Raw genomic sequence first — 24,435 nt, 5'->3', positions numbered from 1 at the left:
GAAGGAGGAACAGCATGACTCGCATATGGTCAGAACCTTTCGAGGCTGAGCAGTGGAATCGTTTTGAGCTTCGCATAGAAGGCCCACAGGACGGAAATCCCTATAAGGAAGTTGTGCTTAGTGCTGAATTTCAATTCGGGCATCGGATCATTAAAGTGGACGGCTTCTATGACGGCGAAGGGCAATATGTCATTCGCTTCATGCCGGATTACATTGGCTCATGGTCCTTCATTACGAGCAGCAGTACGGCGCAGTTGGATGGCCTGCAAGGAACACTCATCTGCACCGCTCCCACGTCGGCCGATAATCACGGGCCTGTGAAGGTTGATCAAATTTATCATTTCAGCTATGCCGACGGAACGCCCTTCTATCCGGTTGGAACAACCGCTTATGCATGGAACCATCAAGGGGAAAAGCTTGAACAGCAAACGCTGCGCTCACTGAGCAAAGCACCGTTTAACAAAATTAGAATGTGCGTATTCCCCAAGCATTATGATTATAACGCCGCCGAGCCGGAACAATTCGCTTTCGCGGGCTCCTTGCAGCAGGGCTTTAATTGGGAGGCGTTCAATCCTGATTTCTGGCGCCGCCTGGAAACGCAGCTCGATCAATTGCAGCTTCTCGGCATTGAAGCGGATTTGATTTTATTCCATCCCTATGACCGCTGGGGCTTCTCGCGCATGGCTGCTGAATCCGACGATTATTATTTACGCTATGCGCTCGCAAGGCTTGCCTCTTTCCGCAACATATGGTGGTCGCTTGCCAATGAATATGACCTGTTGTTCGAGAAGAAGATGACGGACTGGGATCGGTTTTTCCGCATCATTCAGGAGCATGATCCTTATCAGCATCTTCGCTCCATTCATAACTGGCATAATCCCGAAATCCATTATAGAAGCAATTTGCATTGGTATGATCACGGGAAGCCTTGGGTCACACATGCCAGCATCCAGCATGCCGACTTGAATTTTGTAACGGAATGGCGCGAGCTTTACCGTAAGCCGATCGTCATCGATGAATGCCGCTATGAAGGCAATCTGAATCACGGCTGGGGAAATCTTACCGCAGAGCGAATGGCCCAATGCTTCTGGGAAGGGATGGCCCAAGGCGGATATGTCACCCATGGTGAAACTTACTTACACCCTGAAGGTATCATTTGGTGGTCGCATGGAGGCGAGCTCCATGGAAGCAGCGCAGAGCCGATTGCCTTCCTGCGCAGCATTATGGAGCAAGGACCAAGACTCGATACGAGCCGCATTAACTTCAAATGGGATGCTTCTGCCGGAGGCGTGGAAGGCGAATATTATTTGATTTATTTTGGCGCCAGCCGCCCCGCGTTCCGTGACTTGACACTTCCGGAAGGTGCAAAATTCCGCATCGATTTAATCGATACTTGGGCGATGTCGATATCGCCGCTCGATGGGGAATTTGCGGGGGCATGCAAGGTACCACTTCCCGGCATTCCTTATCAAGCACTGCGCATCAGTAAAATTTAAATGAAACGACCATTTTGATTGACCACTAGAGGGGGATTCTCATGACAAAAAGATGGCAAGCATTTGTAGGCTTATTAATGATCGCACTTATTGCAGCTGGCTGCTCGTCCAGCGGCGGAACAAATTCAGAGGCTGGCAGCACAAGCGGTACAAGCGGTACAAGCAGCGCAAAGAAAATAACCGTTTCCGTTTGGGCCTTGCAGGAGCATACATGGATTGATGGAGCGGCTGCTGACTTTAATGCGGCTAACCCCGATATTCAAATCGAGGTTAGCAAATATGCCGTTGATCCGATGAAAGAAGCGTTAAAGGTAGCTGCTAATTCGGGAACGCTGCCTAATATGTGGTCTACATGGGGCGGTTCACTGGGTTCCTTTTATGCCGAAAATGGGCTTACAGCTGATCTGACCCAAATTGCCAAGGATCACAATTGGCCTTCGCTTTACAATCAAGCGGCTATTGATATGGGAACCTACAACGGTAAAGTGTCTGGCATACCCTATCACTTAAACGCCGTCGATATGTGGTACTCCAAAACAGTCTATGACAAGCTTAAGCTTACCGCTCCTTCCACCTTTGAGGAACTTGAAGCACAACTGCAAGCGATGAAGGATGGCGGCATTACACCGCTATCGCTTGGCGGCAAAAACGGCTGGCACGTCATGCGTCTGACGGAGCAGCTGCTGGAGCATTTCGCAGGACCTGAGCTGCATGATAAGCTAAACAACCTGACTGCTTCGTGGAACGATCCAGCCGTTGTTCAAACGTTCGCAAAGCTCAAGGAATATAACGATAAAGGCTATTTCCCTAAAGGATATGTCGCTCTTGATCCAACAGAGGCTGTGAATCTCTTCTATCCGGGCACTACGGGACTAGACATTGATGGAACATGGTTGGATGGCAATATTGCGGCAGCTGGATTTAATGTCAATGATTTTGGCGTGTTCAAGTTCCCGACCGGCCGTTCATCCGTATTTGCCGAAATGTTCCAAGTAAGCGCCGACCTTGATCAAGCAACGCTTGAGGCTACCATTAAAGTAGGCGAATATTTGACTAGTGCTGAAGTCGTCAATAAATATATTGATTCTTACGGCACCCCCGCTGCTCTTAATGTCACTTATTCGGAAAACACGCCCCACCTGAAGCCACTGCTTGATATGGCGACAAAGGGCAGCTTCCTCATTACCGACCAAGCACTTCCGCAAGAAGTGGTACAGAAGCTGTTTGAGGCGCAGGATAAGGTCGCTTTAAAAGAATGGACGCCTGAGCAGGCTGCTGAAGGTATGGAGAAGGCCGCTGCTGACTATAAGGCTAAAAATAAAACAAGCTAGGCCGCATCAATGAAGCGCTGCAAAAGAGAAAAAAGATGGAGCACGGCTGCTTTGCCGGCTCCATCTTGATTCGCAAGGAGGAATGAAGCTTGAAAATCGGCGTATTAAAGCCCTGGCTGTTCGTGTTTCCCGCCCTTTTCATTTATATAGCCGTTATATTTATCCCGACGCTCTACACGCTGTATCTCAGCTTCTTTAACTGGAACGGCGTAGCGCCGACAAAAACATTTGTCGGCTTAAGCAATTACACCGATTTGCTGCTGCACGATTCCGTCTTTCCAAGAGCGGTCGCCAACAATCTGTTATGGACGCTCGGCTCTTTGACGATCATTATGGGAATCGGCCTTATGCTGGCGATTTTATTGAATCAGAAGCTGAAGGGCCGCATCGTGTTTCGTGGCATTTTTTATTTCCCTTACGTATTATCCGGGGTCATCGTCGCGACGATCTGGACATGGATGTACAATCCCATGCAGGGATTATTCAATAAAGCGCTGGAGCTGATTGGGCTCGGCAGTTGGGCACAGGCTTGGCTGGCGGAACCTAAATTCGCCCTATATGCGGTGTTCGTGGCTGCCATCTGGAATGGCGTTGGGCAGCCGATGGTGCTGTTTCTCGCTGGACTACAGACGATTCCACAGGACCCTTATGAAGCGGCAACCATTGATGGTGCCAAGCCTCGGCAAATGTTCTGGTTTATTACCGTCCCGCTGCTGCGAGAAACGTTTGTTATTGTCGTCGCCATCACAATGGTATCGTCCATGAAGGTATACGATTTGATTTATGCGATGACGGGCGGAGGCCCAGCGGAAAGCACCCATGTGCTGGCTTCGTGGATGTATATTCAGACGTTCAAATTTGCCAATATTGGCACAGGCTCAGCCATTTCCATGTTTTTAGTTCTCATTACGCTGGTCATTATTATCCCTTATGTTTATTACACCACTAAAAAATCGCATTTGTAATATGGAGGAAGGATGGTGTCCATCCGATGGAACAGCGCGTTCATCCCATCAGTAAGGCACTTAAATATGTTTTAATCGTAGTATTAGCAGCCATCTTTCTGCTGCCCGTTTTATTTATAGCCTTTACAGCTTTGAAGTCGAGCAGCGACTTGCTGACACGTCCTTTTTATATGTTCCCCGAAAAGCTGCAGTGGCACAATTTTGTGCAGGCTTGGGAGCAAGGGCGCATGAGCATGTATATGAAAAATACAGCGCTTATCGCCTTAGTAAAGGTTCCCCTTGGCATTTTAATTGAAGCGCTCGCCGCCTTTGCTCTGACGCGGCTGGCTTTCAAGGGAAGCGAGTGGCTCTTCGCCTTGTTTCTCATCGGCATGATGGTTCCGATGCAGGCTACTCTCGTTCCGCTCAATATGATTCTCAACAAGCTTGGGCTTGTCGATACGTATCCCGGCATTATTCTCATTTATTTGGGCTTCGGCATCCCGTTCGGCATTTTGATCCTGCGTGGATTTTTCCGCACGATCCCCAAGGAAATTGACGAAGCTGCACTGATTGACGGCTGCGGGGTCATGGGGAAATTTTTCAAAATCATTATTCCATTATCGATGCCCGCCATTGCAACGCTGTTTATTTTTGATTTTATGGCGACCTGGAATGAATTTCTGCTGGCCCAAATTTTTATTACAAAAGATTCGATGCGCACCATTACGACAGGGCTGCTGGCGTTCCGCGGCCAATATTCGGCCAATTATCCGCTGATGAACGCGGGAGTGCTCATTTCAGTCGTACCGGTACTCATCGTCTATGTCGCGTTTCAGAAATACTTCGTATCAGGCCTCGCTGGTTCTGTGAAAGGCTAGGCTGCCTATTCACGATTGAACACGTAAACCGTAAAGAAACCGTCTCCTCGGCATATGGCAGCTTCACGCTCCCATTTTGCCGAGAAACGGTTTCTTTACGTTTGTTTCTGTATACTAAGGAAGAGATTAAGCTGGTAAAGAAAAGGAAGCGGGGAAATTCGATGAATGTACATGAAGAAATAGAACGGTTGAAATATCAAATGAAGCTCATGAGGACGATTATTGCGAAAGATGAGTTTCCATTCTACCTTTTTTTATTGGATCATCATTTTACGGAGCAGCAAACAAGAGCCCTGCATGATGTGCTTTATCTGTTAAATCATCGCATGAAGGGAGCTTCTGCCGTTAGAGATGAGCATAGCATCAGCTTTTATAATGCAAAGGTTGCCGACATTCAGCAGCGCTATACGCTATTTTCCAGTCCAAACCATCCTTTGTATGCCGATGCTCCCCCATCCTATCGTGATTTTGTTGCCTATGCTTCGGCTGTTGTGCCGAAAGATGTAAATCCTGATTATTTGCTTATGGCCCTCAGCAATCAGGAAGTGTATCCTGATCTATGCCAGCTGCTATTAAGTCAAAAATAAAGCCTTCTTCAACGGCTTATCACTGCTGTCTGAATCGGCGACAGCAGGCCGATGCTATTTTCAGCCATGCGCTCTACGGTTAGCCGAAAAAACGCACCTTGCCTTTAAAAGCGATGGCGCAGGCGGCTCTATCATCAGCGAGCGCACTGGCATTTTGCAAAGTAGCTGTGGAATTGTGCCACTGGTACGGGTCCAGCCTTTTTAGCTGCTCCAGTGTACTCAGCCTGCGGATTTCCAAGACCGGACCGGCAAGCACCCATAGCTCATCGCCTTGTTCGTGAATGGCCAGCTCGAAAGCAACGGAACGTTCAATTGTGGCCGTGTACAACTGCTGCGCTCGCTCCACATCCCAAACACTAAGCGATCCATGTTTCCAGCGGCTGTGATCCTCCGCCGAAATAAGCGTTCCTCCATCTTCGCTAAACGTTATGGCGCTTACCGTAATGCCTTCCTCCAGCACAATCGCCCGCCGCTGAATCGTATAGACGCCACCCCATTCACTCATGCTGATCAATTTAATCGTATGATCGCTTGCCGGATAAGCAAGCATCGAGCTGCCATGGGCAAAAGCAATCGTACTCGTCGACACCATGCGTCCATGATCTGACATCGTTACAAAATCATGATCAAAATATACGATGCTGCCGGTATTCAGCTCCCATACAGCAACCTCCTGGCCAATAACGCCGACAGCCAGCATCCGCTCATCCTCGCTGAAGGCAACGGCACCGATTCGCCCTTCGCGAAACGCATGCTGCAGCACACACTGTCCGCCGCTAGTCTCTATTACAAATACGGTGTGGAAACACGACATATCCACCCCATCTGCATACGGAAGCACATCGCCCTCTACTACTGGAATAACGGCGACATAACGCCCATTGCTGCTAAAGCTGATATGCGTATACAAACCCTGAGAATGTCCACCGCCAAGCCACTCTGCCTGAATGTCAGGACAGACCTCCCAGTGCTGCCCCAGCTTCCCGCCATGGACATGAAATAGCTCTACTACGCCAATCCCCGTGCCAACCGCCAGCAGGCTGGAGTCCGGACTGAAGCACAATGCCGCTCTATGTGCTGTATCTTTGCTTTCTAGGCGTTTGCCCACAGCTTCGCCATTTCCCCTCGCGATTACAGCTTGAAGCTGGCCATCCGCTGTACGCCACACGCGAACGATGCCGTCTTCATAGAGGACGGCTGCCAAGCTGCCATCGGCATTCAGCGCGAGCTCATGGATGCTGCTTGCTTGCTCTCCTGCAAGCTCCCCAATTTGCCGAAAGGTTGATGTGCTGCGGTCAAGCTGCTCCCACTCCATCCGGGCTTCGCGAATGGCAATCCACTGCTCCAACTCGTCGAACCGCTCCACAACGAAGGGCGTGGGACCTTTCTCCCGCCTTGCTAAACCCAGCTTTTCCCGCGCATCCACCACATTGTAATCCTCATAGTCCGCCAGTGAAAAATAATAATAAACCGCCGCCCGCAGCTGCGCATCAAGCTGTGCGCCATACTCCATCAGCCTGGCGAAGCCACGCACTGCTGCCAGCTTGCTCCCCAGCGCGTAGTCCAGCGCTGACCGGATGAAATTCAGCTGATAATTGGCCGTATAGCTGTGAGTATAAATCCCGTTCCACGTATACAGCAGCGATTGAAGCGCTGGGTAATGCGCCTCTGCTTCCTCCACATGCCCGCTGTAAAGCTGCGCTTCTATATATAAGTACAGCGTATCAAAGCCTTCCTGGCAGCCCGCTTCACTTCGAATATCAGCTGGAATGACGACAGCCTCCTGTAACGCTTGAATGGACCGATGAAATTCACCGGTCCGGTTCCACTTTTTTATTTGTTTCATCTTGCTTGTGTTGACCATTCGCCTTCCCCTTCCAATCTATCCGTTATCCTCTCATCCAACGCAGGAGCGCAGCAAAGCTCGCCCGAGCAAAAGGGAAAGGCCATTCATCTAACGGCGGGGCATAGGGCATCATGTGACGCATTCACGGCTAATGCTTAATGCTTAATAGAATTCAGCTTTTGATCGCGATATAAATGCGAACGACTGCTTCCCCATCCTGAAAAGCATTTTTATCATACCGCTCAAAATCACCCGAATACGCCCGCTGCTCGGCAGCCGTCTCATAATAAGCCCAAATATCCTGCCAGGCCTCGATGACAACCTGCGGCACCCGCCCTCTCCTCGTCTCGAAAACCCGGTACATGGAGCCCGGCACAACAATTTGCTGCATGTCTGCTGGGGCAGCTGTCCCTGTTGTTATGGAAAGGTCTAAATCATAGGTACGTCCAATGAAAGCCGTGTAAGCGCCGCTTGCATCCGTTTCATAATCGGTATATACCCCATAAATAAAATCGTCTTGAGCTTGAGCCTTACTGGCCTCCACACCTTCCAGCTGAAAATACCGTGTCCACAGCGCCGGAATGCGCCCACTTTGCCCCGCTTCCTCCTGATTCGTTGTCCGAACGCCAATGCCCATCAGCCTCAAGGCCGCTTGCTGCTCCAATGTCGATTTCATAACGTCATTTCCTCTTTTCCATAAGCATGGCGACCTATGCGCAACCCGCTTCGCCATGCTTACTTAGATTTACCCAAAGCTTATCGCACTATATCAGACAGCTGTCTGTCCGGATTCAATATTGGGCAAGGTGAAACGGCCGAAAGCCGTCCTCTGGCGGCGCGGCGCGTTTCATTCCGAGAAATATAGAGAAAGGATAGCGTTAGGATATCCTTTCCTATATTTCAAGCGTAAACGGCTGTCGCCGTCCTCTGGCGGCAAAGCTACCGTTTCGAGGGTGAAATATAAGCCGATTATAAGGGTGACACTTATAAATTAATATATTTCAAAAATAAGCTGTGCCCTGCGCTTCACTTCTTCAGCGGCATAAGCGGGAGCCAGCACCCTCACATGCTGGCAGAAGCTCAGCAGCAAGCCATAAAACCACTCATCCAGCGAAAAAGAACCCGCCACCTGCAAGCTGCCATCCGCAAGCTCGGTAATAAATACGCTTGGAAAAGCATCATATACGCGATGCTTGACCTGCGGCTGAAAGAGCAGAAGCATTGGCGTCTCCTGATCTACCGCCCAGTCGCTGCGCCAGATCAGCCCTTCGAGCTGCGGCGACTGCCGCGGCTCGAAGCGCTCCAGCATTAGCGACAGGCCGAGTATACGCGTCAAACGAAACATGCGAAAACCCTGCTTCCCGCGGCAATACGCCTGCACATACCAAACGGAGCCTTTCATGATGAGTGCTGCCGGCTCAACCGCCCGCTCGCTTTCATTACCCGCCGAGCTGGCGTAACGCAGGTGAATCACCCTGCTCTCTGTAATCGCTTGTTGGAGCAAGGCCAGCTTGGGCTTCAAATCCAGTCCCGATCCCCACGATTGTAAATCCAATACCAGCTCCTCGCCCTGTCTGCCATGCTCCTCATGCGCAGCTTGCGGCAGCAGTGCATTCACCTTGGTGAGCAGCTCATGATAGGCTTGATCATTTAGCGCTGAGGCAATTCCCTTCACCGCAGCAAGCAGCGCCTTCCATTCCTTCGCGCTTGCAAGCTGCCGATTCAACGTGTACTGCTCCATAATTTCGTAGCCGCCAGCTGCGCCGTGATGGGAGGCAACAGGAATTCCGGCTAAACCCAGCGTCTCCATATCGCGGTAAATCGTTTTAATCGATACTTCAAAGCGCTCGGCAAGCTCGGTCGCATTCCATCGTTTCCTGCCAAGCAGCAGGACGACGATGCCGAGCAATCGATCTATTTTCATACGGACCCACCTGACTTGTAGCATTCGCCCACTTATTGGGGCTTATTTGTATTCCGGTTATTGACAGCTTTATAATAGAGAGGAGAAACGAGAAGCAATTTCCCTAATGAATGGAGCGATTGAAGATGACACTAAGCGGAAAAACAGCGATTATTACTGGCGCGGGCAAAGGCATCGGGCTGGCTATTGCCCATGCACTTGCGAAGGAGGGCGTCAGCCTTGGACTTATTTCCCGAACGGTCTCCGATTTGGAGACGCTCGCCGAGACGCTGAAAGCCAATTATTCTATACAGGTCAGCCTAGCGGCTGCCGATGTATCGGTTAATCAAGAGGTACAGGCAGCGGTTGCCTCGATTACCGAGCAGCTTGGCCCTATTGATATTCTAATCAATAATGCAGGCATTGCCAAATTCGGCACCGTGCTGGATATGGACCCGGAAGAGTGGAAGAGCATGATGGATGTCAATTTATTCGGCACCTACAATGTGACTCGCGCCGTACTGCCAGACATGGTTGCCAGAAATAGCGGCGAAATTATTAATGTAGCTTCCACAGCCGGAGAACGCGGCTTTGCGACCGGCTCCGCTTACTGCGCATCCAAGTTCGCAGTGCTGGGCTTCACCGAATCGTTGCTGCAAGAGGTGCGCAAGCACAATATTCGCGTTACAGCGCTTACACCAAGCACGGTCAATACTGACCTGGCTACGAAAGCCGGGCTAAAAATCGGTGATGAGGACCGCATGATGCAGCCCGAGGATGTTGCAGCTCTTGCGCTTGCCGCCATTTCGCTGCCACCACGCGTCTTCATTAAGACAGCGGGTATTTGGACAACGAATCCGCAGTAGAGTTATTGCGGCGGGATTGGTTAGCGTGTATTCGCGCCTACATCCGCATCCGCAGCATGACCACAATCGCACCACCGCGTGCTACAGTCATTGTAACGCCAAAAAGACAAGGAATGAGGGATTTCCCTCCTCCTTGTCTTTTTCATAGCCATCTTAAGCTTATGCTCCCTCTAAACTTCAGGTTTCCTTGAGGCTTAAACCGCTCTTGAGCTTGAGGCTACGCCAGCCATTCAAACTCAGCTGTCAGCGTCTCTCTAGAGCTTCCGCCTACGTAAACCTTAAACTGCCCAGCTTCCACCTCGTGACGCATAGACGCTGTCGTAAATTTCAAATGTTCTTCCGAAAGGGTGAAGACCGCTTTACGGCTTTCCCCCGCTTCCAGCAGCAGCTTCTGGAACCCCTTCAGCTCCTTCACCGGACGAACGACACTGCCGTGAACGTCCTGAATGTACAGCTGCACGATTTCTTCTCCTGCTCTGCTGCCTGTATTCGTCACCGTGATGGCGACCTCCAGCGTATCGCCTGTGCGCAGCTCAGCGCGGCTAAGCGCAAGCTCTGAATAAGCAAATGTCGTATAGCTGAGGCCGTAGCCAAATGGATACAAGGGCTCATTCGGGCCATCGATGTATTTGGAAATAAACTTCTGGCTGCTGTTGCTCTCCGTAAGCGGACGGCCTGTCCGATAATGATTGTAATACACTGGAACCTGACCAACCTTGTATGGAAAGCTCATCGTCAGCTTGCCCGATGGATTGTAATCGCCCAGAAGAACATCCGCTAGAGCATGTCCAGCCTGCGAGCCAAGGAACCAGCTCTCCACAATGGCAGACATGTGGTTTTCAAACCACTCCAGCACCAATGGACGGCCATTCGTCAAAATGAGTACGACAGGCTTGCCTGTCTGCGCAATCGCTTTAGCCAGCTCCAATTGTGCTTCCGGCAGCGTCACATCCATACGCGATGCCGCCTCGCCGGACATATCGCTGCTCTCGCCCAGCGCCAGCAGCACCATATCTGCTTGGAGCGCCTGCTCCACTGCGCGTTCGATGCCTCCGGCCAGCGGCTCATGCACGCCGCAGCCTTCCGCATACAGCAACTGCTTAGGCGTGAAGCCCTTCGCTGCCAAACCTTGCAGCAGCGTTGCCGTCTCGCTCGCGTAATTGGAAAACTGCCACGGGCCGAGCAAATCACGGCTTGCGGCAAACGGCCCAATAACCGCCAGCTTACGGCTTGGCGCAAGCGGCAGCACGCCGTTATTTTTCAGCAGCACAATGGATTTGCGGGCTACGACACGGCTTGCCTCCAGATGCTCGGGCGACAAATAATGCTCGTAAGCTTCTTCCGGCCTCACGTAACGGTAAGGGGCATCCATAATGCCGATTTTAAATTTATAGGTCAAAATTCGGCGCACTGCCGCATTCAGCTGCTCTTCGGCCACTTTTCCTTCTGCGAGAAGCGCCGGAAGATGCCCCTCATACAGCCTAGTCACCATTTCAATATCCATCGTCGCATGCAGCGCTTGCGCGGCAGCCTCCTTGCCGCCCTCGGCAGCGCCATGAATGACCAGCTCATCAATGGCAGCATAATCGGAAATCAGCATGCCCTCAAACCCAAGCTCCTCGCGCAGCAGATCACGCAAAATGCGGGTATTCCCAGCAATCGGAATGCCATCGTACAAATTAAAAGCATTCATAACCGAACCGGCTCCCGCCTCGATCCCCGCCCGGAATGGCGGCAGAAATACATCACGCAGCGTGCGCTCGGATATGTCGACCGTGTTGTAATCCCTGCCGGCTTCCGCCGCGCCATAAGCGATAAAATGCTTCAAGCAGGCGATCAGCGTATCCGGGTCGAGCAAGCTTTCGCCCTGAAAACCCTCTACCTGCGCCTTGGCAATGGCTGCGCCAAGATACGGGTCTTCTCCCGCCCCTTCGACTACCCTTCCCCACCTTGCATCGCGTGTAACGTCTACCATTGGCGCATGATTATACGTAATGCCGGAAGCAGCAGCTTCCTTGGCTGCGATTGCGCAAGCTTTGCGAATCGCCTCCATATCCCAACTGCATGACCAGGCCAACGGAACTGGAAAAATCGTCTGAAAGCCATGAATAACATCGGCGTTGAACAGCAGCGGAATGCGGAGCGGCGACTGCTCGACCGCAATCCTTTGCAGCTCCAGCACCTGATTCATATCGAAGGCGCCTAATATCGAGCCAATCTTCCCTTTTGCAATCAGCACCTCAACTGGCTCGCTCTCCACATCGCCGCCGAACGAGAAGTTTGACGCGCCGACCTGACTCATCTGTCCGATTTTCTCCTCCACGCTCATCCGCCCCAGCAGCTGCTCTACCTGCTCGCGAATTTCCGCATCCGTTCGCTCTACGACTGCCGCACCCTGTACCTCAGCGGCTTTCGATACAAGGGACTCATTGCGGAAGGATGGCTGTCCTTTCTTGCCTTCAAGCGGAAATGGACCGCCAAACGGCAAAGTCACTGTGCCGGTGAGAAACGTTTCTCCAAATATAAGCTGAGCCGTCATATCCGCGCCAAACATCGCCAGATACCCGGTCGCCTTAAGCTCATTGCCCTTGCTTCCCTCGGCTTTCAGGCCGCCTGCCTCAAAGCTGTATATACCCGGTACCGAATGCACCGCAAGACGGTAATCGCCATCCCATTCCTCTACGGTAAAAATAAACAGCGTGGAGGCTGCCCCCATTTTCACATGCCCATGCCATACGCCCTTCATTGCTATCATCCTCTCTTCATTAAAAGTGCTGCATCAGATTAGTTTGACTATAACCCGTATGCCTGCACCCTCACTACCGATAAGACGACTATTTGTTAGCACAATTGCGACCAGTATGGCGGCTTAGGAAGCTTCGGTAAAGGACTAATATTTATCTTAAAATGGAATTTTGTTGCTTTAGAATGAAAAAAAAGCTTCCGAGGTCGCCCAAATGGCGCTCCGAAAGCTTCTTCCCTTATTTTACCTTAATCGATATAACCGGCTACGCCTTGATCCATCAAATATTCCATTTCCAGATCAAGAATCGTCTCAACCGTCAGCTCGTCCAGCTTCACATCACGCTGCTTGAGGATGTAATCGACCAGCTCATCGCTGTCAACTTCGACTTCGCCAGCAGCATTCTCCTGCGCATTGTTAATGAAGGTCATCTCATGTTTAAGGACAAGCTTTACATCCGCTTCAGATGCCTTCGTTTTACTCGTTATGTAGGCGATCAGCTGCTGCTCGTCGATTTGGTCATTTCCTTGCTCGCTCATCTGTCATCATCTCCTCATGGGCTGTCTACTGCCATTGTATCACAATGGCCCCTTCGTATCTAAGCCTGCTCTTTCTCAAAAGTAAACTTCTGAATCTCGCCCCGCAGCGCATTCGCCATTTACCTATTAAACCAACCTAATTATGACTAAATACCTTATTCAAATAAATTTCGACTTTTGGACACGAATTATACCCTTTCTTCTTGTTTCGAATTCAGTTAGAATATTTCAATGTGCGTTAGAAGTCGGCGAATACGCATGAAACAAAGGAAATCGCAGGATTATTGGAGGCTTATATGCAAAAGGAATCATCATCGAACGTCAAAATTATTAATGCTGATCCGAGCGCCCTCGGCCTATTCGGACTAGCCATCGTCACCCTGGTCGCATCATCGCAAAAGCTTGGAATAACGACGGGCTACAGCTTCGTCATCCCATGGGCCATCTTCCTGGGCGCTTTCGCCCAGTTATTCGCTTGCATTCAAGATTCCAAGCGGAACAATACATTCGGTACGACAGCTTTCGGCGCATATGCGTTTTTCTGGTTTGCAGTCGCAACAAGCTGGATGTTTAAAATGGGTGTCTTCGGCACCGCACTCGCAAGCGATGTTGATGGCAAGCAGCTCGGCTTCGCCTTCGCTGGCTATCTCGTATTTACATTGTTTATGACGATTGGCGCGGTTGAAACGAACCGCGTACTGCTGATCATTTTCTGCTTGATTGATCTATTGTTCCTAGGACTTACGCTTGATGCTTTCAGCGTTGCCCCTGAAATTTTCCATACGCTGGCTGCCTACTCCGAGCTCGCCATCGGCATCGTCTCGCTTTACGGCTGCGGCGCTTCCGTGCTGAATGCTCATTTCGGCCGGAGCTTCCTGCCTATTGGCAAACCGTTCGGCATCTTCAAACCGCGCGCATAGCTGCGCTTCACTAACCGCCTCTCGCGCCGATTCGCGGGGGCGGTTTTTTGGTTTATTTTCAAAACGAATCAAACTTGGGTATAACTACGTATAAGCATTACAACCTGCATTTGTAGGTTTGAGGTTTGAAGGACTAGAGTTTGAAGGATTAAAGTCAGGATGGTTGAGGCTATGAAGCTGTTAGGCAATAGATGGATTATATGAATGAAAGGGGCAAATGATAATGGATAACTTGATTACTGGCCAACCGTACCGCTTTAAGGATGAACAGGAGCAGCAGACGGCACCCGAGGATACGCCGAATGTGAATGAGTGGACGACCAAAATTGGCGATTCCGCCAAACAGGAAAAGTATGTGAAGCAAGGCTTTCTGCGGAAAATCAAAAAACACGCTAAAAAAATTCCTTTTGCGAAGCACGCCGTCGCCATGTACTACTGCGCGATTGACGCCAATACGCCGACTTCGGCTAAAGTTATTGCCATTGGCGCGCTCGCTTATATTTTGCTGCCGATTGATTTGATCCCGGACTTCGTGCTTGGCATTGGCTATACCGATGATGCAGCCGCATTCTGGGCGGCGTATCGCAGCATCAGCATCCATGTGACGGACGCGCATACGGAGATGGCGGAGCAATGGTTTGCGAAATAATCGTTTGCCAGGCAACAGCGGCTTAACCCGAACGCTTGCCCTCGCTGCTGCGGTTGGTTCGGGGGCTGGCGTGCTGCTCGGACTGTATATGAAGTCGGTTCAGCAGTTGACCGGACAACCCGTCTACACGCTGCTGCTAAATGTCGATTATATTCCGCTGCTGAGCGAGCTCGTGCTATCCGAGCTAGGCGAGTTCGTCCTGCACTTGGTCGTATCCGCCCTCGTCAGCATCGGACTAGCCCTCGCCTTCAGGCGCCTTCGCTGGTCTGCGGTGAAGCAAACCTATTCCGCTATTGCGGTCAGCCTGCTGATTGGATTGGTGCTGTTTCCGACTACGCTTCTGTCTGATCGTACGCCCTCCATTGGAAGCGGCGCCGCGTGGACCTGGTGGCTCGTTGGCCATGCCGTATATGGCTGGGTGCTGGGGGATCTGCTGGCGATAGGCAGACGAAGGTAATATAGCGCAAGCAGTCGTCGCGCTATTTCCCCATACACACCAAAAATGCGGCCGCATGGGCCGCATTTCGTTATTTTATAGCGATCCTAACTAGAAAGCCGCTACATTTACAGCAACCTGCTACATTTATTGCAGCGTCTGCTCTTCCTTCAGAAAGATTGAGCGATCAAAATCCACATCCTCAATGAACTCGATAACCTCGCCATTCGGGCTATAGACGAGCGCATTTCTTACGAGCAGCGGCGGTTCCCCAAGGGAAAGCTCGCTAGGCTCTATATACGCCTTGGCTCCATGGGCAAGCGACTTCTGATAGATCACATCCACTTGATTGACATAAAAGGCCAGATGCAGCAGCGCCCCATGAGCTATTTCCTCGTCAGAAGCAGCTTTTTTCCCTTGTGCCGGAATGACGGCCTCATTATCGAAAATTTCCAGACAAGTTCGTCCATCAGGCGAAATCAGCATCGAAGCTTCCTCAATCTGAAAGGACGGCAAACTCCAATGATGCCCTACCTTGAATCCTAAAGCCCGCGTGTAAAAAGCAATCGTTTCTTGATAATTTTTAGCTTGAATCGCTACATGGGCAAGCCCTTTTATACTCATCTACCATCGCTCCCGTTTCGAATATGCCGTTTATTTTACGGGGAATATAGCGATAAATACATAGGATAGATGAGGATATTCGGGTAAAATAGTTAATGTTTGAACCTCTCATGACTAAAGTCACGAGATTCTTGGGTCGTCCCTTCTAATGAAGAGAAATGTACCAAGCTAACCCTGTCGTTCCGACAGTTCGTGTAAGGGTTACACAGCAAGAAGTCTTTTGCCTTCGGCAAGAATGTTCAGGCTTGCGTTAAAGTCTCGATCGTGGTGCGCTCCACATGCGGGGCAGTCCCATTCTCGCAACTTTAAGTCTTTTACCTCTTTGTGCTTATAGCCGCAGCAGGAGCATAGCTGCGAAGATGCGAATGTTTTACCCACAGCCACTACGATGCGACCATACCACTTCGCTTTGTACGCTAGCATGGAGCGAAACATCGACCAGGAAACCTCGCTAATGGCCTTGGCTAACTTATGATTCTTGACCATATGGGCTACCTGTAAATCTTCAATCGCAATGATGTCGTGGTTTTTGACAACATGCGTTGAAATCTTGTGCAAGTAGTCTGTACGGGCATTCGTGATTTTCTCGTGAATACGCGCTACTTTGATGCGATGCTTGTTCCAATTGCTGCTGCCTTTCCGCATACGCGAAAGTTTTCGCTGTGCCCTTGCCAGCTTTTCTTCCAGTCTGCGAAAGAATTTAGGGTTGCCAACGACTACGCCATTGGATAGAATGGCAAAATCTTTCAAGCCAACATCGATCCCCACTTCTTTGCCTGTTTTGGGCCACTCATGGATGCCCACTTCCGCAAGCACAGATACAAAGTATTTGCCGCTTGGATTGCGTCTAATCGTAGCGTTCAGGATGCGTCCTTCAACTTCACGACTTTTAGCCAATTTCACAAGTCCAAGTTTAGGTAACTTGATCTGATTATCGACCATTTCTATATTTCCATTCGTGTAGTTGGTTTGGTAAGACTGTACAGGATTCTTTTTACTCTTATACTTAGGCGCATCGTTTTGTTTTTTGAAAAAGCGATGGTAGGCGTCATTCAAATTCCTCAGTGCATTTTGTAAAGAAAATTTGTCCGGTTCTTTCAACCAGTCTATTTCTTGTTTTAGTTTGGTGAGTGCAGCAGAACATGCACCATAGGATAAACCTTTTCCTGTCTCTTTGTAGGTGTCGCTCCATAGGGCTAGAAAACGATTAAACACAAATCGAGCGCATCCAATCGTCTTGTTAATGAGGGTTGCTTGTTCTGGCGTGGGGTAAAGGCGGAATTTGTAAGCTTTATTTACGATCATTGCTTTTCACCTCACTTTCTGATTTTGAATATACGTTCTGATCTGTGCTTCTGTATGTTCGCTTACGGTTGCAACAAAATAAGAAGGATTCCAAAGATTCCCTCCCCACAATTTCGGTTTAATCGTTGGAAACTCTTTACACAAAAGTCTCGCGGAAACACCTATTAATGCTTTCATCATACTAGGTATCGAATGCTGTGGTGTACAGTCCACTAAAAGATGAATGTGGTCGGAGTCACTTTCCATTTCAGATATCGTGAAGTGGTTACCCTATGCAATCTGAACAAGAATTTCTTTTAGTCTTACGTCTATTTCTTCGACAAGAATCTTGTGTCGGTACTTTACACACCATACGATGTGGTACTGAATGGCGTAGACGTAACCACGACCATGCTTTATTTCTGACATCTAGTCACCTCTGACTACAGAATAACAGATGTCAGTGTTATTTTCCTATAGAAACCTTGATACTAAAGGGATTTTTGCAATAGTCACTTAAACATGTGTCGGATAGTTAACGTGGCATTTACCACACCCTATCCGAAGTTTTCTAACTCACGACTGAAGTCACGAGTTTGCGAAAACTATTCATCAAAGTTAATTCAGCTAAACGAACTTATTTTTTAAAGTAAAGCCTAGGAGGTGCTTATAATGGATCATCTCATTGATGACATTGATAAAAAAATTATGCAGCTGCTTCAGCAAAATGCAAGAATGCCCATCTCACAGATCAGCAAACAAAACGCCATGTCCCCTCCTTCGGTTAAAGAAAGAATAATGAAACTGGAAGAGAAAAACATTATAGCTTCGTATACAACCGTATTCCGCTTGCAGGAGCTAAATCGAGGAATGACCACCTTTATTCTCGTGAAAACAGAGCAATGCCAAGAGCTGGTCGATTTCTGCCACAACGCTGACGAAGTAACGGACTTATTTCGAATTAGCGGGGAATATAATTATTTAATTAAAATACAAACCGGCTCTGTCGGAGAGGCCGCCGCATTTCAAGATACTTTGGTCACGCTTGGAGCATCCAAATCGCATATTAGTATGAAAAATATAATCGAGAACAGGGTTTTACTCTAATGTTTTCGGTTGGCTGAGCATCCTGCATGCCCGCTTACGAAAAAAAGCCATCCCGCCAAGGATGGCTTTATCTGCGATTAAACGATGTTCAGTTCCACTTTAATGTTGCCTCTTGTTGCTCTTGAGTAAGGGCAAACCTGATGCGCCGCTTCAACAAGCTCCTTCGCTACATCCGCATCCACGCCGACTACGGAGATGTCCAGCTTCGCTTCCAGACCGTAGCCGCCATCGTCTTCCTTGCCGATCGTGACATGCGCCGTAACCTGCGTTTTCTCAACCTTGATCTTTTTCATTCTTGCGACAACGTTCAGGGCACTTTCAAAGCAGGCCGCATAACCGCCAGCAAAAAGCTGCTCCGGATTTGTTGCGCCGCCTGGGCCGCCAAGCTCCTTAGGTGCGCGAATCGCTAATTCCAAAATGCCGTCCTCGGATTTAAGCTGACCGTCTCTTCCGCCTACTGCTGTTACTGTTGCTGTGTATAAATTTTGCATATCAATCGCCTCCGTTATGGTTTTGGTGTAGAAAGTTTAAGTTCTGGCGGTGCGGCCAATACGCCGCGGGCATATCCAGCAAATGCCGTATAGTGCTCCGATCCGTTATGCTCGTCAATCGCCTGCTGATCCTGCCATTCTTCCAGCATCACAAAATGGCTTGGCTGCTCCGCGTCCTCATACAGCTTGTAGCTTATATTGCCCGGCTCCTGCCGCGTCGCGGCGATCAGCATTTTCGTCTGCTCGATAAAAGCCTCACGTGCCTCTGCTTGTACCTTTAGAAAAGCTTGCACAATAATCATCTGCGCCTACCTCCATGCTGTGTGCTGCAATGCCCTACCTTCTTATTACCCAATTTCCCGGATGATATCCCTATAAATAGGAAACGATGGCTTAATGCCAGTTGGGCTCGCAAGTAAATTGTATAAAATTTAATTTGATAAAACCAATATTAGCGCATCACTGCGCCGCTGTCAACTGTCTTTAACAAAAAAATTCTGCAACGCTGTATCCATAACTAATCGCTTTAGATTTGGAAGGCGTATTGAGCCAATACGTTCGGCACCAACCGAACGATATATCTTTTTTGACTAGGCTGTGTATGCAAACCAGTGCCGGCCGGCCTGCCGCTGCTTGCTTAGTGCTTATTCGAGGCCAATCTCATCTGATGATTCAAGGCTGGTGAGCCGCAGCCTGCGCTCGTTTCCGAATCCCCACAGCTCGGAATGCTCACTCTTTTTTTGAAGGACAGAGGTTCCGCTATTCTGGCTTTTGAGCCGATTTCAGACCGTAAGCGGACAGGAAATCCGTTATCGCCCATTTCATCCCAGCAAAGTGGTCATTTGCAGCGCATTAGCGGCTTCTGTGTCCGCCAAGTCTATCTTTGTGCAGGTAGTAATTGCATACACGCCCTAGCAACAAAATCCTAAAACAAACGTTATACATATATAGGAAAACAAACAAGGAGGGTTCACACTGAATTTTTGGGAAAATAAGCAGCTGCGCAGCAAAGCTATTATTATTGCCTTCTTATTGGCGGCTACTATAGCAAGCCTCACTTTGGCAGATCACTTAAGAGCGGTAACGGGCCGCGAAATTTATTTATTTTTGGATTGGGATGTGTTTCTGGCGTGGGTTCCACTGGGACTTTCCTTAATCATTGAGCTGGCAGCTTTTTATTTAAAGAAGATGCAGACAGCGGTGAAGATGCTAATTTTGCTACCTCTCGGACTGGTATGGCTGCTCTTCTATCCAAATGCCGCTTATTTGATCACGGACATGCTGCATCCCTTTATGCGGGTTCAGGCCGATGGAGGCGGGCATTTTGTCCAGACGATGGAATTTTGGCAGCATCTATTTATTTTTCTAACGGCGGCTTCGGTTGGCGTGCTGCTAAGCGTCGTCTCACTGTATTCCCTGCATCAGCTTGTCCGCCAAGCCTTTGGCATTGTTACCGGCTGGCTGTTCGCTGTTGTTATTTTGCTGCTCAGCAGCTTCGGAATCTATATCGGCAGGTTTGTACGCTGGAATACTTGGGATGTATGGGCTAGACCGCATGTCGTATTCGGCCAGCTCTATGAGATTGTAACGAATGCGAAGGCAGAATTGCTGCTTATCCCCTTCACGTTGTCGATCTTTGCCTTCACTTTGTTTTTTTATGTGGTGTTTTATGCGTTTACTTGGATGAGGCGGTAGAGATCGAGTGCACAAGTTCCTAAATGTATATAACCCCCTATCCGATTTGAGCTAGGGGGTTGCTTGTCCTTCCTTGAAAAAAGCAAGCAGCTCAGCAGTCATGCTCTGCACGGCATCCTCTTGCGGCATACGGATAAAACGGCTGATCCGCTTCATCTCCGGCTCAAAAAATCGGATCAGCGCAAGCGTCGCCTGCTCGTCATTTTGCTGAACCAAATCGAGCAGCCTCAGGAACTCATCATCTGACATAGCTGCTTCAACGTTTTTTGCTTCCATTTATTCACCGCCTGCTGGCTCATGTTCAGCGCCTTGGCTACCTGCGCTTCCGTCTTGTCCTGCAAATACAGCTCATGAATGACTGTTCGGCCCGTCTGAGAAGGGAGCGCAGCAAGCAGCTGCTGCACAAGTATTTTCTGTTCCATCTGCGCAGAACCGGTATCTAGGCGGATGGGATCATAAGTGAGCGAGCATTCATGCTTGCGCTGCTTTTTCGCCTGATACTGAATGCGCCAGCCGATGCGGTAGAGTTCTTTTTTATAAAAATCAATAACGGTCTTCTCTTCATCCATCTGCTTAAGCCTCCTCTATGTCATAATCATCTCATTCGTTAGGATAATTATAACAATTTTAGGATGTTATTAGAGGACATCTAACGGACACAAAGCGGACTGAAAACGGACGGGCAAAAAACACATGGATACAGGTACTATTAAAGTTAGAACTGTGGAAATGTTTAAATAAAGGTTACATTAAAGATAAGGAAGCCATTTATTGATTACATTAATTTTTTTGTTGAATTTAACGCGACCCGTATACACGGTTTCTCCAACAGGCCGCGGATCATACTCATGAATTGAAACAGGAGCGACTCGCCATGAAAAAAGTATTCGGCTTATTTTTCCTAGTATTGGGCCTCTGGGTCGCTATTGCCTCGCTGAATCCGATTTATATGCTGAATAGAGAAGACAGAATTGCCAAGTCGCTATCCAAACACTATGCAATCGATAAGCTCGATATGATAGAAAACCGTGGTCAGTTGAATGGTAACGAGGTTGAGATTGTAACGAAGCCAAGTGGAGATCGGTATGAGCTGCAGGTGCTGCTGAACGATACTCCCCTTGTTGAGCGAATGAACGTTCCTGCCCATGAGGATGGAAATTTTTATGACGGGGTTTGGATTGATGTGTTTCGCCTTCATAACAACGATGAGCGTGGACATAAGCAGGATCAAATAGCCATCGTACAAACCATGCCTGGGGAGAAAACCTTTCATCTTTTCTATATCTCCCCCGACCAACAAGTAACCGCCACTTCTGTTGATATCGACAATCACTCAGATAATTATCTGGATATCAGCCTGGTCAAACGAAGCGGTTATTATGAAATGGGTTATAAATTAGCCGTCGTTCCCGTCACCGCTAACTATCTCGGCTATGTGTTTCCTTGGATTTTCGTCCTTATTGGCTGTATTCAAACGTTAATAGGCGTGATTTTATTGATTAAAGCTCGTGCAGCCACAAAACGCCAGCTTGCTACTGGAACTTCTGCGTCTCCTTGTAATACGCTAAATTGTTCACGATAAACAAAACTAACAGGAGGAGGAACGGAAACAATTGAAAGCTGCTTAACGCAGAGTAGGCAAAGGTGACAAATACGAGCGCATACAGCGTGTTATTGATCATGTTGAAGGCGCGATACGACGCTTTATACACAATGAATTTCTCCGCCTCATCCAGCTTGTCCATATAGGCCTGTTTTGCTCCAAAAGGGCGTCCGGTGTCAAAAACCCGCTTCGGAAAATTGCGGTTAAACACTTTAAACAACAGCGATTGCAGCCGAATGTGTGCCAGCACCAGTAAAATCGAAATAATCAAAAGAGCGAGCACAGGCTTGCCATGCAAGTCCTCAATAATCATTTGTGAAAGCAGCGTCATGCTGCCAACGATTGCTGTATACGTGCCGAAGGTGTTCAGCATCATGCTGGAGCTGAGCAGCTTCTCTCCTTTTTCCTTATCCTCCTCTTGGTTAAATTTCAGGCAGTACCTTACGCTCGCTGCCCAAGTTCCCACAGAAGCTAGCAGAAACAGCATATGGATCACATCAAGACGAAACAGGCCCACCGAAATCCCTTCGAAATTCAGCTTCCCTGAATTGGACATGCCAAAATAACTTACTCCAAAGCCTAAAAGCGCACCTATAACAATAATAAGCACCCATTGCAGCTTTTGCGATTTCCCCTTGCTCATTGAAATTCCTCCCCATCATTCAATATAAAAATAAATTCCACTGGCTCCTTAAACAGCTTTGCCATCTTGAGCGCCAAAACCACTGACGGCGAATAGTCGCCCCGTTCAATTAAGCTGATCGTTTGCCGGGAGACATCGATGGCTTCAGCCAGCTCCGTCTGGCTCATTCGAAAACGAGCCCGTAATTCTCGAACCCGATTATCAAGCTTCATACCGCCACCTCCATGTGACTAATATACAGGATACATGACATAATGTAAATTAAAGTTGTCAAAATAATAAATAAAACTTACAAACTCTATGCCTCGCAAACATGCGATCCTGCTTTTTCACAAAAAAAGGATTGACGAATTTCCAAAACCAGGTATACTCATATATATCAAATAGATATATCGAGTAGATACATTATAAACAAATTCATACACCTGAATGGAAGTGAATCACGATGCTCGAATACATTATACTGGGCCTTTTGATGGAGCAGCCGATGAGCGGCTATGACATGAAGAAGACGATTGACCATTCCGTTGGCATTTTCTATCGGGCGAGCTTCGGCAGCTTGTATCCCGCCTTAAAGCGTCTGGAGACCAAGCGCTGGGTAAGCGTTTCGGCAGAGCTGGATCATAGCAAAAATAAAAAGCTCTACACGCTGCTGCCAGAAGGCAAAGCCACCTTTCTCGCCTGGCTGGCTGAACCGATTCAGCTGTCGCGAAGCGAGCTGCTGCTGAAGGTTTTCTTTTTCGACTATTTAGATGAAGACACCCGCCAGCAGCGCCTTAGTGAATACCAGATGCGGCTGGGTCAGGAAATTGGCAGGCTGAAGGCCGTTGAAGGCATTGTTGCTGGAGAGCTGAAAGAAGTGCCGAATCCGGAAAACTACTACTATCGCGTGTCTGTGCTGTCCTACGGGCTCGACTATTTTCTAATGGAACAGAAGTGGATTCAAGCGATTAAAGAGAGGAAAAATTTAAACGATGACCGAAATCCTAACGAAAACTAAACCTAAACCTGCTTTTTCTGAAAATAGACCTGTGCTCGCCATCATTATCATCCAGCTGCTGCTGCTGTTCGCCGTATCCGCTGCCGGGGCTTACGCCACCATTAAAGAACTGGATTATACAGCACCTGTCCTGCTATCTTTCATCCCCATTGCGCTTGCCTTGATCGTCTATTTAACTTTGCGGAAAAAATGGGGCTTTGCCGGCTTTCGCCCGCTGTCTGCCATTCCGCATGGCGGCTGGAAGTATTACCTTCCGCTCGTTGCTGTGCTGATCGTTATTGGCACGAATGGGCTCAAGGCGCTTACGCCGGGCCAAATTTATTTTTTCATCTTTTTCACCTTGCTTGTCGGCTTTGTAGAGGAGACGGTTTACCGCGGCCTTATTCTGAACATCCTGCTGCGCAAATCGGCTTCAACCGCGGTCATTGTGTCCAGCCTTTTGTTTGGCGTCACTCATATTTTGAACGCTTTATCGGGGCAAAATGCGGTAGATACGACGATTCAAATCGTCTATTCCTTGGTGGTTGGCCTTTCCCTTGCGTTATTAATGGTGAAAAATCGCAACATTGTACCGCTGATTTTGTTCCATTTTGTACATAACCTGATTCAGTTTCTTGGCAATGAACGTACCTCTATCGGCCCCGATTTGCTTATTATCGCTATCCTTGCGGCGCATTGCGTATGGGTAGGCATCAGCTTGAAAAAGGGGAAAGCATCGGCGTAACGCCTGTCGTAAAGCTGTCTATAAGCTTCAAAACGCAAAGAGACCCCCGCCAGCTTGAACTGCACCCCGTCAAGTAGACAGTATAAAAAATAAAGATTAGTTAAGCGGCCTTGGTCCTGAATT

The 24,435-nt window shown here is 48.8% G+C and carries 27 protein-coding genes and 1 pseudogene; 14 read left to right on the top strand and 14 right to left on the bottom strand.

Annotation, left to right across the window (positions count from 1 at the left end):
• The first annotated feature begins 14 nt into the window (after positions 1–14).
• The 5 genes from WH37_RS13770 (at position 15) to WH37_RS13750 (ending at position 5,239) form a co-directional block, all read left to right on the top strand.
• Positions 15–1,496 carry a DUF5605 domain-containing protein gene (locus WH37_RS13770; RefSeq protein ID WP_046231181.1) on the top strand — a complete coding sequence of 494 codons (1,482 nt, stop codon included), beginning with the start codon at positions 15–17 and terminating at the stop codon, positions 1,494–1,496.
• Positions 1,497–1,537: 41 nt separating this feature from the next.
• The gene (locus tag WH37_RS13765; RefSeq protein WP_046231180.1) at positions 1,538–2,827 is read left to right on the top strand and encodes an ABC transporter substrate-binding protein; all 1,290 of its coding nucleotides are present in this window, start codon (positions 1,538–1,540) and stop codon (positions 2,825–2,827) included.
• Positions 2,828–2,916: 89 nt separating this feature from the next.
• Complete coding sequence (locus tag WH37_RS13760) at positions 2,917–3,792, top strand: carbohydrate ABC transporter permease (RefSeq protein WP_046231179.1); 876 nt, start codon at positions 2,917–2,919, stop codon at positions 3,790–3,792.
• A 26-nt stretch (positions 3,793–3,818) separates the two neighbouring features.
• Complete coding sequence (locus WH37_RS13755; protein ID WP_046231178.1) at positions 3,819–4,652, top strand: carbohydrate ABC transporter permease; 834 nt, start codon at positions 3,819–3,821, stop codon at positions 4,650–4,652.
• A 161-nt stretch (positions 4,653–4,813) separates the two neighbouring features.
• Positions 4,814–5,239 carry a DUF1878 family protein gene (locus tag WH37_RS13750; RefSeq protein ID WP_046231177.1) on the top strand — a complete coding sequence of 142 codons (426 nt, stop codon included), beginning with the start codon at positions 4,814–4,816 and terminating at the stop codon, positions 5,237–5,239.
• Positions 5,240–5,318: 79 nt separating this feature from the next.
• Here WH37_RS13750 and WH37_RS13745 read toward each other — a convergent pair whose 3' ends face one another.
• From WH37_RS13745 to WH37_RS13735, 3 genes are all read right to left on the bottom strand, one after another.
• Positions 5,319–7,103, bottom strand: coding sequence for a WD40 repeat domain-containing protein (locus WH37_RS13745; protein ID WP_046231176.1), 1,785 nt, complete (start codon positions 7,101–7,103; stop codon positions 5,319–5,321).
• 154 nt (positions 7,104–7,257) lie between these two features.
• Complete coding sequence (locus WH37_RS13740) at positions 7,258–7,761, bottom strand: GyrI-like domain-containing protein (protein ID WP_046231175.1); 504 nt, start codon at positions 7,759–7,761, stop codon at positions 7,258–7,260.
• A gap of 315 nt (positions 7,762–8,076) precedes the next feature.
• Positions 8,077–9,009, bottom strand: a complete 933-nt coding sequence (locus WH37_RS13735; protein ID WP_046231174.1) for a helix-turn-helix transcriptional regulator — start codon at positions 9,007–9,009, stop codon at positions 8,077–8,079.
• A gap of 125 nt (positions 9,010–9,134) precedes the next feature.
• Here WH37_RS13735 and WH37_RS13730 point away from each other — a divergent pair, with 125 nt between their 5' ends.
• On the top strand, positions 9,135–9,854 hold the full coding sequence (locus WH37_RS13730; protein ID WP_046231173.1) for a 3-ketoacyl-ACP reductase: 720 nt from the start codon (positions 9,135–9,137) through the stop codon (positions 9,852–9,854).
• 217 nt (positions 9,855–10,071) lie between these two features.
• Here WH37_RS13730 and WH37_RS13725 read toward each other — a convergent pair whose 3' ends face one another.
• The gene (locus WH37_RS13725; protein WP_052736971.1) at positions 10,072–12,600 is read right to left on the bottom strand and encodes a glycoside hydrolase family 3 N-terminal domain-containing protein; all 2,529 of its coding nucleotides are present in this window, start codon (positions 12,598–12,600) and stop codon (positions 10,072–10,074) included.
• Positions 12,601–12,845: 245 nt separating this feature from the next.
• On the bottom strand, positions 12,846–13,136 hold the full coding sequence (locus WH37_RS13720; protein WP_046231172.1) for a hypothetical protein: 291 nt from the start codon (positions 13,134–13,136) through the stop codon (positions 12,846–12,848).
• 296 nt (positions 13,137–13,432) lie between these two features.
• On the opposite strand from WH37_RS13720, the gene WH37_RS13715 reads away from it, so the two are divergent.
• The 3 genes from WH37_RS13715 (at position 13,433) to WH37_RS13705 (ending at position 15,162) form a co-directional block, all read left to right on the top strand.
• Entirely contained in the window at positions 13,433–14,056 is a 624-nt protein-coding gene (locus WH37_RS13715) for an acetate uptake transporter (protein ID WP_046231171.1), read from the top strand.
• Positions 14,057–14,279: 223 nt separating this feature from the next.
• Positions 14,280–14,705 (top strand): YkvA family protein, encoded by a 426-nt coding sequence (locus tag WH37_RS13710; protein ID WP_082110799.1) that lies wholly within the window; start codon positions 14,280–14,282, stop codon positions 14,703–14,705.
• The gene (locus tag WH37_RS13705) at positions 14,695–15,162 is read left to right on the top strand and encodes a hypothetical protein (RefSeq protein ID WP_231594238.1); all 468 of its coding nucleotides are present in this window, start codon (positions 14,695–14,697) and stop codon (positions 15,160–15,162) included. Before WH37_RS13710 ends, WH37_RS13705 begins: the two co-directional genes overlap by 11 nt.
• A 126-nt stretch (positions 15,163–15,288) precedes the next feature.
• On the opposite strand, the gene WH37_RS13700 is transcribed toward WH37_RS13705, so the two are convergent.
• The 3 genes and pseudogenes from WH37_RS13700 to tnpA all read right to left on the bottom strand — a co-directional run bounded on the left by WH37_RS13700 (position 15,289) and on the right by tnpA (position 17,478).
• Positions 15,289–15,765, bottom strand: coding sequence for a VOC family protein (locus tag WH37_RS13700; protein WP_046231170.1), 477 nt, complete (start codon positions 15,763–15,765; stop codon positions 15,289–15,291).
• A 201-nt stretch (positions 15,766–15,966) separates the two neighbouring features.
• Complete coding sequence (gene tnpB, locus WH37_RS13695) at positions 15,967–17,070, bottom strand: IS200/IS605 family element RNA-guided endonuclease TnpB (protein ID WP_046231169.1); 1,104 nt, start codon at positions 17,068–17,070, stop codon at positions 15,967–15,969.
• A 6-nt stretch (positions 17,071–17,076) separates the two neighbouring features.
• Positions 17,077–17,478 (bottom strand): annotated as a pseudogene (gene tnpA / locus WH37_RS13690) (IS200/IS605 family transposase).
• Positions 17,479–17,721: 243 nt separating this feature from the next.
• Between tnpA and WH37_RS13685 the strand changes: the two are divergent.
• The gene (locus WH37_RS13685) at positions 17,722–18,156 is read left to right on the top strand and encodes an Lrp/AsnC family transcriptional regulator (RefSeq protein ID WP_046231168.1); all 435 of its coding nucleotides are present in this window, start codon (positions 17,722–17,724) and stop codon (positions 18,154–18,156) included.
• Between the two features lie 77 nt (positions 18,157–18,233).
• Here WH37_RS13685 and WH37_RS13680 read toward each other — a convergent pair whose 3' ends face one another.
• Positions 18,234–18,647 (bottom strand): organic hydroperoxide resistance protein, encoded by a 414-nt coding sequence (locus tag WH37_RS13680; RefSeq protein ID WP_046231167.1) that lies wholly within the window; start codon positions 18,645–18,647, stop codon positions 18,234–18,236.
• A 14-nt stretch (positions 18,648–18,661) separates the two neighbouring features.
• Entirely contained in the window at positions 18,662–18,949 is a 288-nt protein-coding gene (locus WH37_RS13675; protein WP_046231166.1) for a putative quinol monooxygenase, read from the bottom strand.
• Positions 18,950–19,706: 757 nt separating this feature from the next.
• Between WH37_RS13675 and WH37_RS13670 the strand changes: the two genes are divergently transcribed.
• Complete coding sequence (locus WH37_RS13670; RefSeq protein ID WP_052736970.1) at positions 19,707–20,342, top strand: DUF1361 domain-containing protein; 636 nt, start codon at positions 19,707–19,709, stop codon at positions 20,340–20,342.
• A gap of 51 nt (positions 20,343–20,393) precedes the next feature.
• Here the strand turns inward: WH37_RS13670 and WH37_RS13665 are convergent, their stop codons facing one another.
• Positions 20,394–20,618, bottom strand: a complete 225-nt coding sequence (locus WH37_RS13665; RefSeq protein WP_231594237.1) for a hypothetical protein — start codon at positions 20,616–20,618, stop codon at positions 20,394–20,396.
• Positions 20,570–20,911, bottom strand: a complete 342-nt coding sequence (locus WH37_RS13660; protein WP_046231163.1) for a sigma-70 RNA polymerase sigma factor region 4 domain-containing protein — start codon at positions 20,909–20,911, stop codon at positions 20,570–20,572. Before WH37_RS13660 ends, WH37_RS13665 begins: the two co-directional genes overlap by 49 nt.
• Positions 20,912–21,216: 305 nt before the next feature.
• On the opposite strand from WH37_RS13660, the gene WH37_RS13655 reads away from it, so the two are divergent.
• On the top strand, positions 21,217–21,924 hold the full coding sequence (locus WH37_RS13655; protein WP_046231162.1) for a hypothetical protein: 708 nt from the start codon (positions 21,217–21,219) through the stop codon (positions 21,922–21,924).
• Here WH37_RS13655 and WH37_RS13650 read toward each other — a convergent pair.
• Both WH37_RS13650 and WH37_RS13645 read right to left on the bottom strand, forming a co-directional pair.
• On the bottom strand, positions 21,875–22,588 hold the full coding sequence (locus WH37_RS13650; protein ID WP_046231161.1) for a DUF3169 family protein: 714 nt from the start codon (positions 22,586–22,588) through the stop codon (positions 21,875–21,877). The two genes, WH37_RS13655 and WH37_RS13650, sit on opposite strands and share 50 nt — an antisense overlap.
• Positions 22,585–22,800: a helix-turn-helix transcriptional regulator gene (locus WH37_RS13645; protein WP_046231160.1), complete on the bottom strand. Its 216-nt coding sequence runs from the start codon at positions 22,798–22,800 to the stop codon at positions 22,585–22,587. The genes WH37_RS13650 and WH37_RS13645 overlap by 4 nt, the downstream gene beginning before the upstream one ends.
• 233 nt (positions 22,801–23,033) lie before the next feature.
• On the opposite strand from WH37_RS13645, the gene WH37_RS13640 reads away from it, so the two are divergent.
• On the top strand, positions 23,034–23,588 hold the full coding sequence (locus tag WH37_RS13640) for a helix-turn-helix transcriptional regulator (RefSeq protein WP_046231159.1): 555 nt from the start codon (positions 23,034–23,036) through the stop codon (positions 23,586–23,588).
• A complete protein-coding gene (locus tag WH37_RS13635; protein ID WP_046231158.1) occupies positions 23,563–24,312 on the top strand; it encodes a CPBP family intramembrane glutamic endopeptidase in 750 nt (249 codons plus the stop codon). Before WH37_RS13640 ends, WH37_RS13635 begins: the two co-directional genes overlap by 26 nt.
• The last annotated feature ends 123 nt before the right edge of the window (positions 24,313–24,435 follow it).

Source organism: Paenibacillus algorifonticola (assembly GCF_000971975.1).
GTDB lineage: Bacteria > Bacillota > Bacilli > Paenibacillales > Paenibacillaceae > Pristimantibacillus > Pristimantibacillus algorifonticola.
The sequence above is the reverse complement of the archived record's forward strand: the minus strand, read 5'-3'. Positions and strand labels throughout refer to the sequence as shown.

Excerpts from the sequence above, each read along its gene's own strand:
- WH37_RS13770 (WP_046231181.1), top strand. The coding sequence starts at position 15 with ATGACTCGCATATGGTCAGAACCTTTCGAGGCTGAGCAGTGGAATCGT.
- WH37_RS13765 (WP_046231180.1), top strand. The coding sequence starts at position 1,538 with ATGACAAAAAGATGGCAAGCATTTGTAGGCTTATTAATGATCGCACTT.
- WH37_RS13755 (WP_046231178.1), top strand. The coding sequence starts at position 3,819 with ATGGAACAGCGCGTTCATCCCATCAGTAAGGCACTTAAATATGTTTTA.
- WH37_RS13750 (WP_046231177.1), top strand. The coding sequence starts at position 4,814 with ATGAATGTACATGAAGAAATAGAACGGTTGAAATATCAAATGAAGCTC.
- WH37_RS13745 (WP_046231176.1), bottom strand. The coding sequence starts at position 7,103 with ATGGTCAACACAAGCAAGATGAAACAAATAAAAAAGTGGAACCGGACC.
- WH37_RS13740 (WP_046231175.1), bottom strand. The coding sequence starts at position 7,761 with ATGAAATCGACATTGGAGCAGCAAGCGGCCTTGAGGCTGATGGGCATT.
- WH37_RS13735 (WP_046231174.1), bottom strand. The coding sequence starts at position 9,009 with ATGAAAATAGATCGATTGCTCGGCATCGTCGTCCTGCTGCTTGGCAGG.
- WH37_RS13730 (WP_046231173.1), top strand. The coding sequence starts at position 9,135 with ATGACACTAAGCGGAAAAACAGCGATTATTACTGGCGCGGGCAAAGGC.
- WH37_RS13725 (WP_052736971.1), bottom strand. The coding sequence starts at position 12,600 with ATGAAGGGCGTATGGCATGGGCATGTGAAAATGGGGGCAGCCTCCACG.
- WH37_RS13720 (WP_046231172.1), bottom strand. The coding sequence starts at position 13,136 with ATGAGCGAGCAAGGAAATGACCAAATCGACGAGCAGCAGCTGATCGCC.
- WH37_RS13715 (WP_046231171.1), top strand. The coding sequence starts at position 13,433 with ATGCAAAAGGAATCATCATCGAACGTCAAAATTATTAATGCTGATCCG.
- WH37_RS13710 (WP_082110799.1), top strand. The coding sequence starts at position 14,280 with ATGGATAACTTGATTACTGGCCAACCGTACCGCTTTAAGGATGAACAG.
- WH37_RS13700 (WP_046231170.1), bottom strand. The coding sequence starts at position 15,765 with ATGAGTATAAAAGGGCTTGCCCATGTAGCGATTCAAGCTAAAAATTAT.
- tnpB (WP_046231169.1), bottom strand. The coding sequence starts at position 17,070 with ATGATCGTAAATAAAGCTTACAAATTCCGCCTTTACCCCACGCCAGAA.
- WH37_RS13685 (WP_046231168.1), top strand. The coding sequence starts at position 17,722 with ATGGATCATCTCATTGATGACATTGATAAAAAAATTATGCAGCTGCTT.
- WH37_RS13680 (WP_046231167.1), bottom strand. The coding sequence starts at position 18,647 with ATGCAAAATTTATACACAGCAACAGTAACAGCAGTAGGCGGAAGAGAC.
- WH37_RS13675 (WP_046231166.1), bottom strand. The coding sequence starts at position 18,949 with ATGATTATTGTGCAAGCTTTTCTAAAGGTACAAGCAGAGGCACGTGAG.
- WH37_RS13665 (WP_231594237.1), bottom strand. The coding sequence starts at position 20,618 with ATGGAAGCAAAAAACGTTGAAGCAGCTATGTCAGATGATGAGTTCCTG.
- WH37_RS13660 (WP_046231163.1), bottom strand. The coding sequence starts at position 20,911 with ATGGATGAAGAGAAGACCGTTATTGATTTTTATAAAAAAGAACTCTAC.
- WH37_RS13655 (WP_046231162.1), top strand. The coding sequence starts at position 21,217 with ATGAAAAAAGTATTCGGCTTATTTTTCCTAGTATTGGGCCTCTGGGTC.
- WH37_RS13650 (WP_046231161.1), bottom strand. The coding sequence starts at position 22,588 with ATGAGCAAGGGGAAATCGCAAAAGCTGCAATGGGTGCTTATTATTGTT.
- WH37_RS13645 (WP_046231160.1), bottom strand. The coding sequence starts at position 22,800 with ATGAAGCTTGATAATCGGGTTCGAGAATTACGGGCTCGTTTTCGAATG.
- WH37_RS13640 (WP_046231159.1), top strand. The coding sequence starts at position 23,034 with ATGCTCGAATACATTATACTGGGCCTTTTGATGGAGCAGCCGATGAGC.
- WH37_RS13635 (WP_046231158.1), top strand. The coding sequence starts at position 23,563 with ATGACCGAAATCCTAACGAAAACTAAACCTAAACCTGCTTTTTCTGAA.